At 39.1% G+C, this 16,499-nt stretch carries 18 protein-coding genes; 1 reads left to right on the forward strand and 17 read right to left on the reverse strand.

All coding sequences use genetic code 11. The features are described from left to right. Window positions 1-31 precede the first annotated feature (31 nt). The 4 genes from ACN6MT_RS21625 to ACN6MT_RS21640 form a co-directional block, all read right to left on the reverse strand. A complete protein-coding gene (locus ACN6MT_RS21625) occupies window positions 32-256 on the reverse strand; it encodes a hypothetical protein (RefSeq protein ID WP_419887992.1) in 225 nt (74 codons plus the stop codon). A gap of 370 nt (window positions 257-626) precedes the next feature. Next, the gene (locus ACN6MT_RS21630) at window positions 627-893 is read right to left on the reverse strand and encodes a phage holin (protein WP_063252297.1); all 267 of its coding nucleotides are present in this window, start codon (window positions 891-893) and stop codon (window positions 627-629) included. 92 nt (window positions 894-985) lie between these two features. Continuing rightward, entirely contained in the window at window positions 986-2,341 is a 1,356-nt protein-coding gene (locus ACN6MT_RS21635) for an ABC transporter permease (RefSeq protein WP_419887993.1), read from the reverse strand. After that, on the reverse strand, window positions 2,338-3,027 hold the full coding sequence (locus ACN6MT_RS21640) for an ABC transporter ATP-binding protein (protein WP_419887994.1): 690 nt from the start codon (window positions 3,025-3,027) through the stop codon (window positions 2,338-2,340). The genes ACN6MT_RS21635 and ACN6MT_RS21640 overlap by 4 nt, the downstream gene beginning before the upstream one ends. Before the next feature lie 170 nt (window positions 3,028-3,197). Between ACN6MT_RS21640 and ACN6MT_RS21645 the strand changes: the two genes are divergently transcribed. After that, a complete protein-coding gene (locus ACN6MT_RS21645) occupies window positions 3,198-5,300 on the forward strand; it encodes a PBP1A family penicillin-binding protein (protein WP_419887995.1) in 2,103 nt (700 codons plus the stop codon). Window positions 5,301-5,306: 6 nt separating this feature from the next. Here ACN6MT_RS21645 and ACN6MT_RS21650 read toward each other — a convergent pair whose 3' ends face one another. The 13 genes from ACN6MT_RS21650 to ACN6MT_RS21710 are packed head-to-tail and all read right to left on the reverse strand — an operon-like array spanning window position 5,307 to window position 16,375. Beyond that, window positions 5,307-6,026: an ATP-binding protein gene (locus ACN6MT_RS21650; protein ID WP_419887996.1), complete on the reverse strand. Its 720-nt coding sequence runs from the start codon at window positions 6,024-6,026 to the stop codon at window positions 5,307-5,309. Continuing rightward, window positions 6,023-6,517 carry an ECF transporter S component gene (locus tag ACN6MT_RS21655; protein ID WP_419887997.1) on the reverse strand — a complete coding sequence of 165 codons (495 nt, stop codon included), beginning with the start codon at window positions 6,515-6,517 and terminating at the stop codon, window positions 6,023-6,025. Before ACN6MT_RS21655 ends, ACN6MT_RS21650 begins: the two co-directional genes overlap by 4 nt. Further along, window positions 6,507-7,091, reverse strand: coding sequence for a cob(I)yrinic acid a,c-diamide adenosyltransferase (locus ACN6MT_RS21660; protein WP_063255604.1), 585 nt, complete (start codon window positions 7,089-7,091; stop codon window positions 6,507-6,509). The genes ACN6MT_RS21655 and ACN6MT_RS21660 overlap by 11 nt, the downstream gene beginning before the upstream one ends. Beyond that, window positions 7,088-7,537 carry a bifunctional adenosylcobinamide kinase/adenosylcobinamide-phosphate guanylyltransferase gene (locus tag ACN6MT_RS21665; RefSeq protein WP_063255605.1) on the reverse strand — a complete coding sequence of 150 codons (450 nt, stop codon included), beginning with the start codon at window positions 7,535-7,537 and terminating at the stop codon, window positions 7,088-7,090. Before ACN6MT_RS21665 ends, ACN6MT_RS21660 begins: the two co-directional genes overlap by 4 nt. Continuing rightward, window positions 7,489-8,088 (reverse strand): histidine phosphatase family protein, encoded by a 600-nt coding sequence (locus ACN6MT_RS21670; protein WP_419887998.1) that lies wholly within the window; start codon window positions 8,086-8,088, stop codon window positions 7,489-7,491. Before ACN6MT_RS21670 ends, ACN6MT_RS21665 begins: the two co-directional genes overlap by 49 nt. Beyond that, a complete protein-coding gene (cobS, locus tag ACN6MT_RS21675; RefSeq protein ID WP_419887999.1) occupies window positions 8,058-8,849 on the reverse strand; it encodes an adenosylcobinamide-GDP ribazoletransferase in 792 nt (263 codons plus the stop codon). The genes ACN6MT_RS21670 and cobS overlap by 31 nt, the downstream gene beginning before the upstream one ends. Next, window positions 8,846-10,351 carry a cobyric acid synthase gene (locus tag ACN6MT_RS21680; protein WP_419888000.1) on the reverse strand — a complete coding sequence of 502 codons (1,506 nt, stop codon included), beginning with the start codon at window positions 10,349-10,351 and terminating at the stop codon, window positions 8,846-8,848. Before ACN6MT_RS21680 ends, cobS begins: the two co-directional genes overlap by 4 nt. After that, a complete protein-coding gene (locus ACN6MT_RS21685) occupies window positions 10,348-10,920 on the reverse strand; it encodes a bifunctional adenosylcobinamide kinase/adenosylcobinamide-phosphate guanylyltransferase (protein WP_419888001.1) in 573 nt (190 codons plus the stop codon). The genes ACN6MT_RS21680 and ACN6MT_RS21685 overlap by 4 nt, the downstream gene beginning before the upstream one ends. Then, window positions 10,902-11,978: a threonine-phosphate decarboxylase CobD gene (gene cobD / locus ACN6MT_RS21690; protein WP_419888002.1), complete on the reverse strand. Its 1,077-nt coding sequence runs from the start codon at window positions 11,976-11,978 to the stop codon at window positions 10,902-10,904. Before cobD ends, ACN6MT_RS21685 begins: the two co-directional genes overlap by 19 nt. Then, complete coding sequence (gene cbiB, locus ACN6MT_RS21695; protein ID WP_419888003.1) at window positions 11,935-12,918, reverse strand: adenosylcobinamide-phosphate synthase CbiB; 984 nt, start codon at window positions 12,916-12,918, stop codon at window positions 11,935-11,937. The genes cobD and cbiB overlap by 44 nt, the downstream gene beginning before the upstream one ends. Beyond that, window positions 12,915-14,381 carry an adenosylcobinamide amidohydrolase gene (locus ACN6MT_RS21700; RefSeq protein WP_419888004.1) on the reverse strand — a complete coding sequence of 489 codons (1,467 nt, stop codon included), beginning with the start codon at window positions 14,379-14,381 and terminating at the stop codon, window positions 12,915-12,917. Before ACN6MT_RS21700 ends, cbiB begins: the two co-directional genes overlap by 4 nt. 4 nt (window positions 14,382-14,385) lie before the next feature. Then, entirely contained in the window at window positions 14,386-15,447 is a 1,062-nt protein-coding gene (locus ACN6MT_RS21705) for a FecCD family ABC transporter permease (protein ID WP_419888005.1), read from the reverse strand. After that, window positions 15,413-16,375: an ABC transporter substrate-binding protein gene (locus tag ACN6MT_RS21710; RefSeq protein ID WP_419888006.1), complete on the reverse strand. Its 963-nt coding sequence runs from the start codon at window positions 16,373-16,375 to the stop codon at window positions 15,413-15,415. The genes ACN6MT_RS21705 and ACN6MT_RS21710 overlap by 35 nt, the downstream gene beginning before the upstream one ends. Window positions 16,376-16,499: the final 124 nt, after the last annotated feature.

The raw sequence follows: 16,499 nt of genomic DNA on the forward strand, positions 1-16,499 counted from the left end.
GTTCCTTTACAGGTTTGTAAAGGAACTTTTTTTATGCAGATTGTTTACCAGCATTAACTTTATTTGTATGTTTACGTCGAATTTCTATTAAGCGTAATCGAATGATAAAGGCTATTTCTAATAAGATTCTTTTCCAACGTCTTGCTTTTCTCTCTTTTGGTCCATACACATAACGATTCCAAAGGTAATAAACAGACTCCTCGAGAATAATGAAAAGTATATATATTCCTGCAGCCATCCCAATCCAGTACCACATTTTAAGAATCCCCTTTCTCACGTTATACTTATACTTAGCTGTACTTTGTTCTCATCCTCATTATACCTCCTACATCTTCGACAATTCAGAAATTTCAATCACCTTATAATTACAAATTTCAACATAAATATAGGCTGGGCTAATGAAGACTAATGATTTTAGAACCTGTTGATTGGAGCGGAAGGCGCTCGACTCCTGCGGGATGATCGAGCTGAGTGAGACCCCGCAGGTCGGAACGACCGAGGAGGCTCACGGGCGAGCCCGCGAACCGCTCGCGCATGGAGCGCAAATCAACAGCCAAGTCTAACACAAAAAAACGCTCGAACTTGCCTTAATGCCAGGCTTCCAAGCGTTTCTTCGAGCTATATTATTAATTAGGTTCTTTATATGTTTTTGCACGTTCACTGTCACTCATACCTTTAGTGGTTGGATCCTGTACGATGCCCATCAATGATAATAAAATAAACACAGCATTAATAAATGTTAAAATGGATTGCTGAATCGCATCTGACAGTTGAAAGTCAGTAATACCTAATGCATTCAATCCTCCTAAAAGCATTTGTGCCACAATCATTAACTGCGCAACAAAAGCCATAACCCAGCTTCTATTCTTAAAGCGGACCTTCCAGTTGATCATTCCCCTATCCCCTTTCTATGTTAGAGATGTCCTTTCTACTAACATATGCTTGGACTGAAAATGGTTGTCCGCAAATATCACAGATTCAACAATTAAACCTCTCTTCTCATGGCTCTCAGTACATCTACCCTTGTTGCCCTTTGTGCAGGACGAAGACCTGAAAGTATCGTGACTCCATAACAGATGACAATACAGATAATTGGCAGACTTAATGGAATATCACTAAAGATGAGTTCAGGAGGTGTTTCTTCCCCAAAAGCCTGCTTAATAATTAAAGGTATGACAATATTGACAGCATAACTAATCCCGTAAGAAACAATTGTCCCAATCAACGCACCAATCAAACCAATATAACTGCTCTCTAACAAAAAGATTTTCTTAATGATACGAGGATTTGCCCCAATCGCTTTCATAATTCCGATATCGGGTGCACGTTCTGTTACCGCCATCGTCATCGTATTATAAATACCAATGGAGGCAATTAGAATCGCTATGGTCCCAATGAAGATGAGTCCTGCCTTGGCAATTGCGAACATCAAATTAACTTCCTTTAATTCATTTACTACGGAATAGGTGGCATAGTCTTTTTCCTTAAGGCTATCCACAATGCCTTGAACTGCTTCCATGTTTTCCGCATATATCTTTACATCATCAAAGGTATTTTTTGAAGCTTCTAAATCTGCTGGCTTTACCTGTTCAGCTGAATCCAATACAATTCCTTTTGGTGTTCCGGTAAACTCTTCGATATCCTTTAATAGTTCCTCCGAAATATAGACACTTCTGTCTTCTGCCCATTCCTTCGTTGGTTTTTTAGAAATCCCTGCAACTTTTACTTCAAATACTTTTTCTATTTGCTTACCTTCTTCTAACTTCCTAACAGTTAAATGGATGGTTTCTCCAATAAGCTTCCCGTTATAACGAAACTCTTCTTTTAATTGACCTTTGTCATCAAACATTTCTTCTGTTTGTTCACCTTGAACAGCTAAGTTAAGCGGAAAATTATAACCGACTACTACTTCAGTCTTATCCTTAGCAAGGCTGCCCTCTGACAATTCAAAACCAGCACTAATTTCAGATGGAAAGTTCGCTACCACTGTTTGCGCACTCTGCTGATAATCTCCAATGGAATACTTTGCTTCCTGCTGAAGCATTATTCTTCTTGTTACCGCTTTTACATCAGACATCTCTTCAAATATTTGAACGTCCTTACCATCTAACTGACGATACCCTCCATTCTCACTTGTTTCCTGACCATAGACGTCTATTTGAGTCATGATTCGTCGTTCTGTTATTTCCTTAACCACTGATTTTTGTAATCCGAAGCCAACAGAAGCAAGGACAATTAAGAAGGCGCAGCCCATTGCTGTGGCTAGGATCGTCATATAAACTCTTGTTCTGTTTTTCTTCATATTTTGGCGGACGAAACGGAATTGATCTTTTAGCTTCATACTAGCACCCCCTCTTTTATTCGTCCGTCTTTTAATTCAATCGTTCGGTGACCAATCGCAGCAACCTTTTCGTCATGTGTAATGATTAAGAAGGTTATACCCAAATCGGTGTTTAACTCCTTGATAAACTTCAATAAATCTTCTTCCGTTTCACTGTCAAGACTTCCAGTTGGTTCATCCGCTAGAATGATAGGTGGATTCACGATTAAAGCACGGGCAATACTAACTCTTTGCTGTTGTCCCCCTGATAATTCTCCGGGATAATGATCCTGGTAATCTAGTAAGCCAACCTTTGCAAGCATTTCCTCTGTCTGTTTTTTCCTTGCTGCTTCGCTGATTCCTTTTAAAATTAATGGTAGTTCCACATTTTGAAAGGCTGTCATACTAGGAATCAACTGAAAGCTTTGAAAAATAAAACCAAGGTTTTTAATTCTAAAATCTGCAAATTTTGATTCATTCATTTGCGAAACCTTCTCGCCATTAATCCAAATTTCGCCCTCTTTCGGACGAATAAAACCACTTACCAGATTTAATAAAGTGGATTTACCCGAGCCACTACGGCCTACAATCGTGACAATCTCCCCTTTTTCAACCTCAAAAGAAATATCCTTAAGAATAGGTATAAAGGTTTGCTTTCCTTTTTTACCAACCACAAATTCATGACTTAAATGGTTAATCGTAATCATAATATCCTCCTGTGTCCCTACTTCACCTTAATAGACGATGAGTTATTATCAAACCCCTACAGGTTTACGAAATTTTTGTGTATTCATTATAAAAGGCTATGATTGGAGTTTTTTTGCTAAAAAAATTATAATGAATAAAGCAAAAATCCCTTTGAAAGTAAGGAGACAAAATGGAAAAACTACGCCCCTATTGGGAAATGACTGTTCGTTTCTGGAAAAAGAAGCACATTACACAGTTTTTATTATTAATCATATTAATCGTCGTTCTTGTAACCATTGTTTATTTCGGCTGGCTTGCAACTAGAGCGAATGTACAGTCATTAAAGGAAGGTCTAAGCCAACCGACTGTCATTTATGACCGCAATAGCAGTGTTGCGACAAATGTTGCGACCAATCGGACTGGGGGGATTACGATTGAAGAGCTCCCGAAATATGTTCCTGGTGCAGTGGTCGCCATTGAAGATGAACGCTTTTATGAACATAATGGATTTGATATTAAAGGCATTACGAGGGCTTTTTTCAACAATTTATTTGCGGGAGATATTACGGGCGGCGGCAGTACTTTAACACAGCAATTAGCGAAAAACGCCTTACTTTCTCCTGAACAAACCTATAAACGGAAAGCAGAAGAGTTATTTTTAGCAGTGAAGATCGAGAAGGTCTATAAAAAAGATGAAATCCTACAAATGTACTTAAATCAAGTATATTTTGGCAGTGGTGCATGGGGAATCAGTAATGCGTCAAAAAGATATTTTAATAAAGAGATTACGAATGTTACCATTAGCGAGGCAGCACTGCTCGCTGGGTTATTGCAATCACCGAGTTACCTTGACCCAACAAAAAATTATGACGCGGCAATGAAACGAAGAAATGTCGTTCTTAGCAAGATGAATGAACTTGGGATGATTACGAAGGAACAATACACATCGGCAAAGAAAGAAAAAATTGAAATTAAAAGTGGATCCGGTAGTTTTGTCGAGCGTAAATATCCTTATTATGTGGATGCGGTCCTAAACGAAGCAATCTCTAAATATGGATTAACACAGGAAGAGATATTAACGAGGGGTTACCGAATTTATACAGAATTAGACCAAAACCTGCAAACTGGACTCGAAAAGGTAAACAACAATAAATCCCTGTTTCCAAGAGGGTCTGGTAATAGTATTGTTCAAAGTGGATCTGTCTTAATGGACCCGGCTTCGGGAGGTGTACTGGCTCTAGTTGGAGGACGTGGTGAACATGTGTTTAGAGGCTTTAACCGTGCTACCCAATTAAAGGCCCAGCCAGGTTCAACGATGAAACCCCTTGCCGTTTATACACCTGCCCTTGAGGAGGGCTACACTTTTGATTCAGAACTCGTTGATGAGCCTACTTCTTTTGGAGAATACAACCCTGAAAATTTCTCAAAAACATATCAGGGTAAGGTTCAGATGTATAAGGCTTTGGAAGATTCCTTAAATGTGCCAGCAGTGTGGCTCTTAAATGAGATTGGTCTCAAGAAAGGCTTAGACAAGCTCAAAACCTTTGGATTACCAGTTGAAGAGGAAGATAAACACTTGGCAATCGCCCTAGGTGGGATGAGCAAAGGAGTCTCTCCACTTCAATTAGCGAATGCATTCTCCGCATTCCCAAATGACGGAAAGCGACAAGACAGCCATCTGATCACAAAAATTGTCGGCCCTACCGGAAATATCATTGCGGAACGTGAACCAGAAACCACTAAAGTAACTTCAAAGGGAAATGCTGATAAGATGACAGCCATGCTTCTGAATGTGGTAGAATCGGGTACCGGGAAAAACGCACATATTCCTAATGTTCAAATCGCGGGAAAAACAGGTTCAACACAACTTCCCTTTAATGATATAAACGGAACGAAAGATCAATGGATGGTCGGTTACACACCTAACTTAGTCGCAGCGATATGGATAGGCTATGACCAAACTGATCGACAGCATTATCTCCCAAGCAGCGGTTCTGGTAATGTTGTCCCCATTTTTAAAGAAATCATGAAATCATCAATCCCTCATATACAAAATGAGACTTTTGATGTCGTTTCGATTAATGACCAATTAGCTGGTAAAACACAGACAAGAGAAGAGATAAAAGAACAGGCAGAAAAAATCAAAGAGGAATTAAATCAAAATGCCCAAAAGCTCGGTGAAAAGATTCAGGAACAAGCCCCAGTGTGGAAAAAAGGCTTAGAGGATGTTATGTTTTCAATTGGAAAACGAATTGATAACGTCATTCAAAAACTGCAAGAATTAAAGGAATAGCACGCCCTAACGGCGTGCTATTTTTATGAAATGGTAATATGCAGCGGCCATTTTTTTCAAAGCCTCTTCTTGATATTTTTCAAAGGCAATAATAAAACAGGTTGCAGGTCCAGATGATTTTAATACGTCAAGATTCGTATCAAGCATATCTTCTGTAAATTTTTTATCGGTAAACATCTGATTAAACTCATGTAAGATTCCTTTTGAACCAACAGGCCAAACCATGATGTCATCAAGTTTAGCTACTTCCCCGAAAATGGATAAAGGTACAACCTGGTCTCGTTGGTCCATTACTTCATTCCCCACCAATGGGCTGCCGATAACAGCGAACATCAGCTCATTAGAAAAAGATTTTTCCGAATTTATTGTTATAGCCTTTTTACCGAGAACGACCAATCCTAGCGCAGATTGTTGTAAAGAAAAATTACTTTCTGTACTGCCTGTTATCGAAACATCCTCGAGGTTTAATTCTGCTAAACCAATTTTGATACCCTTTACTATATTGCCCCAGGCATTATCTCCACAAAAATTATGAACGACAACGGAAAATGGTAGCCCTCCTGCTGCGATACATTCCATTGCAGCTACTCTAAACGAGTAATATGCTACTGTTTCGTACGAAACCTGCACAAGGTCTGCTGCTTTCATGCCAATTGCACCGCTATTATCGCTTGCGATGATTAGCGACTCTTCACTCGTTAACGGAACCGTAATGATATCTCTCATAATTTCACATCATGATTCAATATATCTGGTTTCACTAAAGTTCGTAGTCTCGGAATTGCCACTAAAGCAATAACTGTATTGATGATTGAACCAATTAACAGCGACGGAACGAGTGCTGTATAAAAAGCTATATTCATAATAAAGATAAAGGGCAGAGGTGCAGCGAATGTATTTGCAAGAACAAATAGAATACTCGCAGTGCCCTTTTTATTCTTTTTATAAAGTACACCGAAAATATAGACAAGCAGAGCCATTTCGATTGCGATCAACAGGTGCATGGGCCCTAATGGGAAACCTGAGATGAGAGCAGATAACAAATGTCCTAAAGCACCGACAATTGCTCCTGCCCCGCTGCCTAACAAGGCAGCAGCCAGTAATGCTGGAAAAACATCAAAAGCCACACTGCCTACAATTGCAGGTATTTTAATAGCAGCGCCAACTGCAGACAATGCTGAAAACAATGCCAGTAAACTTAGCATTCTACTTTTCATCTTTACGTTTCCCATCTCTAAAAACATTTGCACTTCTTACATATTCTACATCTTTTACATTGAGTCGATAATTTACCACTCTTGCTAATGCAAAGAAATAGTCGGAAAGACGATTAAGATATTTTAGTGCTAATTCAGGCGTTTTCTCTCCGGTCTTCATTAACGTAACAACCAATCTCTCAGCTCTTCTTGTCACTGTCCTAGCAATATGAATTGACGCAGACGGTTTCGTTCCGCCGGGTAAAATAAACTTCTCCAGCTCTGGAGCTTCTTGAATATATTCATCGATTTTGTTTTCTAGATAGTCAATCGCTTCCTTTTCCAGCTTATACTCAACTTTATCAGAAACATTGGCAAGATCCCCGCCACAATCAAATAATTCATGTTGAATCTTCTCAAGATCAGCTAATACATCTTTAAAAATTTCAGTATCAAGCTCTGTCACTACCTGACCGACAAAACAATTTACCTCATCAACCGTTCCGTAAGCTTCAACCCTGATGTCATCCTTGTCGACTCTTCCTCCAATAATACTAGTCTTTCCTTTGTCACCAGTTCTCGTATAAAGTCTCATAACTTCTCATCCCCCGTTTTTTTGATTGTTTGATTTAATCCATACCAAATAATGTCTACTTTATCTGCTTTAGCTGCAAGGTCTTGATAAGCCCAGCCTGTTACATCACGCCATACTCGATTCTCTTTCTCCATTGGGACAATTCCTTTTGTGATATCATTCCCAACCACGACAAGATTTCGGCTAACGTCTGCTTTCTCCCAAGTAAGCCAATGGTTCAGGGTCGTATTCCAGATTTCAAGACACCTGTAAGAATCATAGTTTTTTGTTAACTCTTTCAACCAAATTTCAATACCCTCAAGAACGAGCAAATTACTTTCTATTTGAATAATGTCAGCCTTCAGCTGATGGTCCCTATAGGCTGAAAACCAAGTACCATTTAGTCCGTACTTCTCCTTTACCCAAGCTCTTTTGCCGTTAAAGGCACCTCCCGTAATAAAGTGCAACGGTCACGCCTCCTTAATGCTTCTCTTTCAAAAACCAGTTCATAGCCTTGATGATGAGGTGCTTGCCACGACCAAAAGTCTTCAGCCTGAGGTGCAAATTTTGATAATAAATATCTAATTGTTCCACCATGAGTAATAATTGCACATCGGTGATGGTTTTGAGAGAGAATCGTTTCAGTAATCTTATCCCACCCCATTGAAATCCTGCTTGTGAATTCTCCAAATGACTCTCCTTCTGGAGGACTGTAAGATTTAGGATCCGATAGCCAACGTTGGTATTGGGGAACTTCTTTTAATTCTTCATAGGTTTTTCCTTCCCATTTACCGAAATTCATCTCTCGTAAATGAGATAAGAGATTTAAATGTTTATTTGGAAAAAGTATAGTGCCAGTCGTAATGCACCTGCGCAAATCACTAGAATAATATAAATCGTAGCTTTCGCTTGTGCTAATTTCCTTTGACTTTGGATCTAGAGGGGAATCATTCCACCCTAGATAGGCTTTCCGTTTATTCTCCTCCGTTAAGCCATGACGAAATAATGCAATAACCACAGTGTCATCCATAGAAACAACTCAGTCCCTTCTACTGCTGCACCTAAAATATCACCCGTAATTCCACCAAACCACTTTATCGCTTTTTGTCGGCAAAAAAGCAAAATAATAACTGCCATAACAATCATGATGGAAAAGTAATAAAATCCACCACCACCCCAAAACAAGAGAGCAAAGAATCCAATGATATATATAAAATAAGTCCATAAATCCTTTGGTGCTGCGGCACTCTGAAAAAGCACTCCCAGTCCTTCTGCTTTTGCTGACTTTACGGTTAATAAAAGCAGCCCCATAACGCTTTTACTTAATAGAGGTATTGCGGCAATCATCAGATAAGAAGTAGCATGTACATTTACAGTGATCTCATAAATAAATAGAAAACGGCTGCTTAATAAAACAATGACCGAGATGACACCAAATGCACCAGTTCTTGGATCGCTCATGACCTGTAGTCGCTTTTGCTGGTCTTTGTATGAAAAATAACCGTCACTTGCATCCATCCAGCCATCCAAGTGGATTCCGCCTGTTAACAAAATACTCATTATCCATAACAAGAATGCTGCCGCGAGATTGGAAAAAGGTGTATATTCCAGCAATAGATAAAAAAAGGAAGCATATAGGCATCCTTGAAACAAACCTAGCAGCGGGAAAGCTTGAACAGCGCTTCTTAGATGATGTTTGTCCATTGGTAATTCAAGGTGAATTGGTATGGCAGTGAAAAATTGCAGATTAATCAAGAAACCCTTTAGAAACTTTCTCATTTCTGGCACCACTTGATGATGATGTCATTTAACAACTCCACGTTTAAATGTTCCTTCATTCGAGCAGCAATATCGTCATATCGTTTATCTTTGTATTCTTTAATACACGTGGTTTCTTTCGTATGTAATCCTTTTCTTTTCCGGATTAGGTTTAGCCAAGTATTTCTCCAGTCGTCATTATGAAAAAGATGATGAAGATACGTCCCAATGATTTGACCATTCCTGCCATAATATCCTTCTTCGTTTCCATTCTCAAGCAATAGAAATGAGCAGCTTTCCTTGTGTAAAATGGTTTTTCCTAAGTGAATTTCAAACCCTTCTACCTTTCTATCAGGCGACAAACCTGTATGTTCGTGGTATACACCAGCACTTCTGACCGTTTCTTTTTCTTCATAAAAGATTGTCGTCGCTGGTATCCACCCCAGTCCTTGTTCTTTACGATTGGGTATTCCCGTATCTAAACCAGCTTCATCAATGATTTCATTCCCGAGTATTTGATAACCACCACAAACACCAACTATATAACCGCCATTCTCAATATGGTTTTGTATTAAAACGTCTAACTTTCTATCTTTTATACTCTTTAAGTCATTCATCGTGCTCTTCGTACCAGGAATGATAACAGCATCCGGTTGACCAAAATCAGAAGCGTGCTTCACCCAGCGGATGGACACATCTTCCTCATACAAAAAAGGCTCCAAATCACTATAGTTCGAGATAAACGGAAGCTGAATAACGGCGATATCAAGGGTTCCCTTTTTACGCGTTGAAAAATGATTGTCGATTGACAAGGAATCCTCGCCATCGATCATATGATTCTCAACGTATGGAAGAACACCTATTACGGGTATACCGGTTTTCTTTTCCAACCAGTCAATCCCATCTTCAAATAAGCTGATATCTCCGCGAAATTTATTAATGATTACTCCAGCCACTCTTTGCCTTTCTTCTGGCTCTAAAAGCTCAAGCGTACCAACAATGCTAGCAAAAACTCCGCCACGATCGATATCTGCAACAAGAACAACTGGAACGTCCGCAAGCTCAGCAACCTTCATATTCACAAGTTCGCGATCCTTCAAGTTGATTTCAACCGGACTTCCAGCCCCTTCTATGACCACTAGTTCAAATTCATTTGATAACCTGTCTAAAGATTTCTTTATTACATCTAGCCCTTTTTCGTAAAAAGTTTCCCGATACCCTCTGCCAGAAAGAGTTTTCAACGACTTACCCAAATACACGATCTCTGAATCTTGATTCGAACGGGGCTTTAATAATATAGGATTCATCCAGACAGTTGCCTCAATTTTTGCAGCCTCCGCCTGAATTCCTTGTGCTCTCCCAATTTCTTTCCCGTCTCTTGTCACATAAGAGTTATTGGACATATTTTGAGATTTGAAGGGTACAACTTTTTTACCTTCATTGGCAAACATTCGGCAAAGGGCTGTCACAATGAGACTTTTACCTACATCAGAGGCTGTTCCTTGTATCATAACTCCTTTCATTTTCTATCTCCCTTCATGTGGATCGGTATTCCTGCTTCTACTAAAAAGGCTTGATCAGCTTCCTTCACCAACTGTTGATGGATTTTTCCAAGGATTCGCGCATAGGAGAAAACAAGACCATTCTCTGATATTGATTCATTGAAAACCTCATTACTAACAACAATTAAAACTTTTGCTCTATCTCGTATATTATTTATGCCTGTCGAGATTGTTTTCATTACATCTGCTAAGAAAGACTCATCCCATATTTGATTAGAAGAAAACAGTTCATTATTTAAAAGGGTCGTTACGCAGTCAAGTAGAATAATATCCTCATTGTTAAAAAGATTTGCACTCTCACCAATATTTTGTGACTGTTCAATCGTTCTCCAACGAAACTTTCCACCCTCTCGGTCACGCTGGTGCTTTGTAATTCGGTCCTGCATTTCCGGGTCGGAAGCCACACCGGTTGCTAAATAGTTTAATTGTCCGCCATTTTCGTTTACGAGTTTTAAAGCCATTTCTTCAGCGAAACTGCTTTTCCCGCTCCTTACCCCGCCTGAAATAAAAATTAAGGAAGCTGGCGCCATTCCAACAATACCTCCATTAATTTACTATTTTCCTCCTTACTTTTTATAGCAAAGCGCAGCCACTTTCCTTCTAAACCAGGAAAGTTAAACGTATGGCGGGGAATGATTCCCTTCTGTAATAGGAATTCAAATAAGGTACTTTGTTCTTTTAGAGTTGAATCACGTAACATATAAAAATTAACTTGCGAGGAAGTAACCTGAAAAAGATTTTTCTTAAAAAATGGAAATAACCTTTCCCGTTCTTCCGAAATATAGACTTGAGTCTCTTTAACATATTCTTCATTTTGCAAACATAGTTCCCCTGCCAGTAAGGCAATGGTATTGATACTCCAATGCGGCTGGTATTTGCTAATTTCCGCTATTAAAGCTGGGCATGCAGCCATATATCCTAGACGAAGGCCGGGAATACCAAACATTTTTGTCATTGACCGTATAATGATTAAATTTGAAAACGTATTGATATATGGAATAAAAGATTCATAGTCTACTAAAAAATCATAGAAAGCTTCATCCAAAATCACAAAACAATTTTGTTTTTCACATTCCTGAATGATTGAAAGTACCGTTGACACTGGATATTGAATGCCAGTAGGATTGTTCGGATTACACAAAAATAAAGCGTCTGCATTCATTAAACTTGGAAGTAATTTATCCAGACTTAATTCAAAATTTGGTTCCTCCAATTGATGATACTGGACCTCACAATCGTTAGCACAACATGCCTTTTCGTATTCAGAAAAAGAAGGCTCTACCACTACAACCTTTTTCCCCGAGAGAAACCTCGTAATAAGTGTAATAAGTTCTGCTCCTCCATTTCCAATTAGAATGGAATCAACAGAAATTTGTTCTTTTTGGGCAATTCTATTCTTAAGCTTTTCAGCAAATGGATCTGGATACACGGTAATTTCTTGATAGAACTCATTCCATTTATCTTTTAAGGCAGGGGGCGGGCCTAGTGGATTAATATTTGCACTAAAATCAACATATTTCTCTGGGAGCGAAAGTCCAAGTGATTTATAAAGGTGCTGCGGATTCGAACCATGTGATGGCAAATTCATAAATCATCCCTCCTATCCATAACCATAATAAAAATATTAAAACCGTTTTATCTAAAATCTTGTTTGCTAATAAAATATGCTCTGCCTGAATAGGTACTAAAGGCTCCCCCATCTTAGCCCGGTTTGAAATGACTCCCTTGTAATAGTTAATTCCGCCAAGCTGAACGCCTAAAATTGCAGCAACAGCCGCTTCTCCCCACCCGCTGTTTGGACTCGGGTGCTTTTTTGCATCCCGGAATAAAATTTTCCACGCCTTTTGATAGTCCATTTTTAACGGTTTTTTTCCTATTAACATGGTGATTCCGGTTATTCTGCTAGGAATCCAGTTCATCACATCATCCCATTTAGCAGATGCCCAGCCGAATTCTTTAAATCTATCATTCATATAACCTACCATCGAATCACAGGTATTCGTTGCACGGTAGACCATTGCCAGCGGCGCACCCCCAATTAGGGCCCAGAACAACGGTGCAGTCACCCCGTCACTCGTATTTTCGGCAACTGTCTCGATTGCTCCTCGCGCGATTTCACCTTCATTTAATGTTTCCGTATCTCTGCCAACAATGTAAGATAATTTTATTCTTGCTCCAGGTAGATCACCCGCCTCTAAGGGACCATATACATCTAGAGCTGCTTCCTTTAGACTTCTTTGCGCAATAGTTGTCGCAATAATGATACTTTCAACAGCAATCCCCAGAATCGGATGAAGCTGATAACTTAATACAACAACGACCATGACAGTCAAAAATACAATTAATAAAACAAAAAGGAGCATTACGACCCCTTTCAATCTTTTATTATTTCCATAATTTAAGCGTTTTTCAAAAAATGATATTAACATTCCTATCCATCTTACAGGATGCGGCCAATGGGGTGGATCTCCTACAACCTTATCAATGAAATACGCTATGGTAATGGCAATTAAATGATGAACAATCATAATCTTTTCCTCTTTTGAGATTTTCGGACACCCTCAACAGTGCATTCGTAAACAGCTTTTCCAATTAATTTGCCTAATGGCGTAATCGTCCCCGCATACTCCAACAACTCACCAGTCTGAGTAGCAGCAATTAAAATACTATCTGTTGAGGTACCCGTTGCAATGGTACCTGTCACCACATCATGAATGTTTAGATCATGAAGCGCTTTGGTTTTTGCTTCGGTTGCTGTCATAATACTTTGAATAAATGCTTCCTCGGTTAATTCACCATTCACAAAAATCCACGTATTGATGGTGCCTGGCACCGCTTCAAATGTGTGGAATTCACTTTTGGATGCGTCTACTGCGTTCCCAACACCAGCAGTGACGACAACAAATAAGGAGAAACTTTCCTCTTCGAAGTACTTAAATGTTACATCTTCTAGGAAGACTGCGGTCATCATTCCTACTGTTTCAGAAGGTTCGAAGCCTTTGCCTTTTAAGTAGGCAGCCATTTCGGCTCTGTGATCGCTGCAGTTATAGTCCTTTCCAACATGCCGATTGACAAAAGCATGGTGCCAGCCTGTTCCGGAACCTACAACACCGGAAGACATTGTTCTTAATGGACCAGGTGACTTTAATTCAATAAACTCATCTGTTACTTGTAACAAACCTTCATTAATATGTAATATCTTCTTTTCATGCCTCTCTTCGGGTAATAACACCATTTGAGGTGCAGGTACTCTTGGATGAGGATGTTTCTGGATATCTGTATGATAAACAGCTCGTATTCTTTCTTCCCGAAGCACTTCGTTCGGAATATGGTTTATATTAATACTTCCATTTTCGAGCAACAGCAATCGATCACAATATAAGCCTGCAAGGTTTAGATCATGAAAAATGGATAGGACGGTTAGTCCTGTTTCTGCCGTCCAATTCTTTAATAAATCCAATAATTCTTTTTGATAGGATAGATCTAAATGGTTCGTTGGTTCATCTAATAGGAGAATTTCAGGTTCTTGGGCCAATGCCTGCGCTAAAAATACTCTTTGTTTTTCCCCGCCGGAAAGTTCTTGTATCGTTTTATTCTGTAATGAAATGATGCCTGTTTGCTTCATGACCTTCTGGACAATACTTTCATCCTTTTCTCCCCAGGTCTGAAACCATCCAGTTTGATGGGCATAACGGCCAAGAGAAACTGTTTCTTTTACAGTATAGGAAAAAGATTGTGATGAATGCTGAGACAAAACAGCTACAATTTGAGCAAGCTGTTTTGAATGATACTCCTTCAGGCTCCTGCCTTTAATGAAGATATCTCCTGATACAAATGGCAAGATTCCGCTGATCATTTTTAATAAGGTGGTCTTACCGCTTCCATTCGGTCCCAAGATACCGAATAATTCACCTTTTTGAACTTCAAAAGAAATATCTTTCAGTATATATTCATCTGAATACCCGCCTGCAACATGTTGAATGTTAAGCATCCCTTTATCCACTTCTTTCCATTCTTTTTCTCTGTAATAGAATTAGTGCAAATACCGGGGCACCAATTAATGCCGTTATGACTCCTATCGGCAACTCAGTTGGAGAAATAATTGTTCTTGAGATTAAATCGGCTAGAATTAAAAAACCACTTCCAGTAAGGATGGATAATGGGAGCAGGTGCCTATGGTCTGGTCCCCATAATAATCTTGAAAGGTGCGGTATTACCAGCCCAACAAATCCAATTGTTCCTGATACCGCAACCGCCGCTCCAGTTAATATCGACCCTGCTGTTAGGATAATCAGTTTTCTTTTTTGAACATTTACACCTAAATGGTGGGCACGTTCCTCACCAAAGGACATGGCATTTAATTCTTTGGCATTGAAAATAAGTATGATAGAACCAAGTACAAAAAAAGGTAAAATAATTCTTATGTATTCCCAGCCTCTCATCGATACACTTCCGAGTAACCAGCCAATAATTTGTCTTAGCTCATCGCCCGTTAAGGCAATCATAAGTGAAATGAAGGCACCGAGAAAGGAACTAAAAATGATTCCCGTTAAGATAATGGTTTCCACTCTCATCGAGCGTTCAATTTTACGAGCAAATGCGAGAACTAAAAAAATGGTAGCCCAAGAAAACAAAATACTGAGTAATGGAAGGGTAAAGCTGCCTATGATTGGAAGTGATAGTTGAAAAAATAGAGTTAATACTGCCCCAACAGATGCACCGGATGATACGCCTAAAGTATATGGATCTGCTAAAGGATTCCTTAAAAGTCCTTGAAAGGCTGCGCCAGCAATAGCGAGAGACGCCCCTACTAATCCAGCCAAAATGACTCGTGGCAGCCGGATATTTAAAACGATACTTGAAAACATCGGGTCGATTTGATCAATTGATATAACTCCAAAGAGCTTTGACATCAAGATTTGAATAATGGTGAAGATAGGAACCGAAACGGTCCCTATCGAAATTCCTAATAAAACGGAAAAGAGGAGGAAACTTCCTGCAATAACATAGGCTATTAATTTATTATTTAAAAACTTCTGGATAGACAGCCTTTGCAAGATCCTCGACTCCTTCAACAATCCTTGGGCCAGAGCGGGTCACACGATCAGAATCTACATCGATGACTTGCTTATTCTTAATGGCATTGACATTTTCCCAGCCTTGTCTGGATAACACTTGCTGGGCGGCATTTTCCGTATAATAACCATATGTAGTAATGATGACATCTGGATTTCGGCCAATCATCTCTTCTTGATCGATTTTAATCCAGCCTTCTTGGTCATTTGCAATATTTTCAGCATTAATTAACGTAATCATATCATCCATAAATGTGTTTTTTCCTGTTGTGAACACTTCAGGAGCAGGAGATACCTCTACTAATACTTTTTTCTTTTCTTTGATTTCTCCAGCCTTTGCTTTAATTTCTGCCAATTTGTCTTTCATACTCTTAATTAGTTCGTCTGCTTTCTTGGACTCACCTGTTGCCTTTCCAATCATAGCAATCGAATCATAGACCTGCTCAAAATTTTGGGCATCATTTATAACTAAAACCGTTAGCCCCGCATCTTTTAACTGTTGCAGGCCTTCTGTCCCATTCATTGCAGAAGCATGTGCTAAGACTAGATTGGGCTGTAATGAAATTATTTTTTCGATATTAATTTCCATCCCGCCGATTTTCTCTTTTGTGGCTGCTTCTTCAGGATAATTATCAAAATCGGACACACCTACAACTTGATCTCCAAGTCCAAGTGCAAATGCAATCTCTGTATTACTAGGAATCAATGATACGATTTTTTCAGGTTTTGCCTTAATCGTAACCTCATTATCAACTGCATCTTTAATGGTTACAGGGTAAGCTGTTTCCTCTCCTTTTTGCTCGGTGCTGCTGTTCCCTTCATTCTTACCTGTTTCCTTTTGTTCACCACATGCTGTTAAAGCAACTATTGTGAACAAAAGAATCAATAATAACGATGATAATTTTTTCATTTTTCTTCCCCCTATGACTTCTGTCAAAATATATCACAAAAAACTGCACCCGAAAAAATCAAACAAAAAAACATCTCCACGTCACGTAGAGATGTTGGTTTGATTAAATGCCATTATAAAATGA

It is taken from the genome of Neobacillus niacini, assembly GCF_048572935.1.
In the GTDB taxonomy this organism is placed as follows: domain Bacteria; phylum Bacillota; class Bacilli; order Bacillales; family Cytobacillaceae; genus Neobacillus; species Neobacillus niacini.

What these genes read in the sequence shown, in the direction of transcription:
- ACN6MT_RS21625 (WP_419887992.1), bottom strand. Translation starts at nt 256, where the DNA reads ATGTGGTACTGGATTGGGATGGCTGCAGGAATATATATACTTTTCATT.
- ACN6MT_RS21630 (WP_063252297.1), bottom strand. Translation starts at nt 893, where the DNA reads ATGATCAACTGGAAGGTCCGCTTTAAGAATAGAAGCTGGGTTATGGCT.
- ACN6MT_RS21635 (WP_419887993.1), bottom strand. Translation starts at nt 2,341, where the DNA reads ATGAAGCTAAAAGATCAATTCCGTTTCGTCCGCCAAAATATGAAGAAA.
- ACN6MT_RS21640 (WP_419887994.1), bottom strand. Translation starts at nt 3,027, where the DNA reads ATGATTACGATTAACCATTTAAGTCATGAATTTGTGGTTGGTAAAAAA.
- ACN6MT_RS21645 (WP_419887995.1), top strand. Translation starts at nt 3,198, where the DNA reads ATGGAAAAACTACGCCCCTATTGGGAAATGACTGTTCGTTTCTGGAAA.
- ACN6MT_RS21650 (WP_419887996.1), bottom strand. Translation starts at nt 6,026, where the DNA reads ATGAGAGATATCATTACGGTTCCGTTAACGAGTGAAGAGTCGCTAATC.
- ACN6MT_RS21655 (WP_419887997.1), bottom strand. Translation starts at nt 6,517, where the DNA reads ATGAAAAGTAGAATGCTAAGTTTACTGGCATTGTTTTCAGCATTGTCT.
- ACN6MT_RS21660 (WP_063255604.1), bottom strand. Translation starts at nt 7,091, where the DNA reads ATGAGACTTTATACGAGAACTGGTGACAAAGGAAAGACTAGTATTATT.
- cobS (WP_419887999.1), bottom strand. Translation starts at nt 8,849, where the DNA reads ATGAGAAAGTTTCTAAAGGGTTTCTTGATTAATCTGCAATTTTTCACT.
- ACN6MT_RS21680 (WP_419888000.1), bottom strand. Translation starts at nt 10,351, where the DNA reads ATGAAAGGAGTTATGATACAAGGAACAGCCTCTGATGTAGGTAAAAGT.
- ACN6MT_RS21685 (WP_419888001.1), bottom strand. Translation starts at nt 10,920, where the DNA reads ATGGCGCCAGCTTCCTTAATTTTTATTTCAGGCGGGGTAAGGAGCGGG.
- cobD (WP_419888002.1), bottom strand. Translation starts at nt 11,978, where the DNA reads ATGAATTTGCCATCACATGGTTCGAATCCGCAGCACCTTTATAAATCA.
- cbiB (WP_419888003.1), bottom strand. Translation starts at nt 12,918, where the DNA reads ATGATTGTTCATCATTTAATTGCCATTACCATAGCGTATTTCATTGAT.
- ACN6MT_RS21700 (WP_419888004.1), bottom strand. Translation starts at nt 14,381, where the DNA reads ATGCTTAACATTCAACATGTTGCAGGCGGGTATTCAGATGAATATATA.
- ACN6MT_RS21710 (WP_419888006.1), bottom strand. Translation starts at nt 16,375, where the DNA reads ATGAAAAAATTATCATCGTTATTATTGATTCTTTTGTTCACAATAGTT.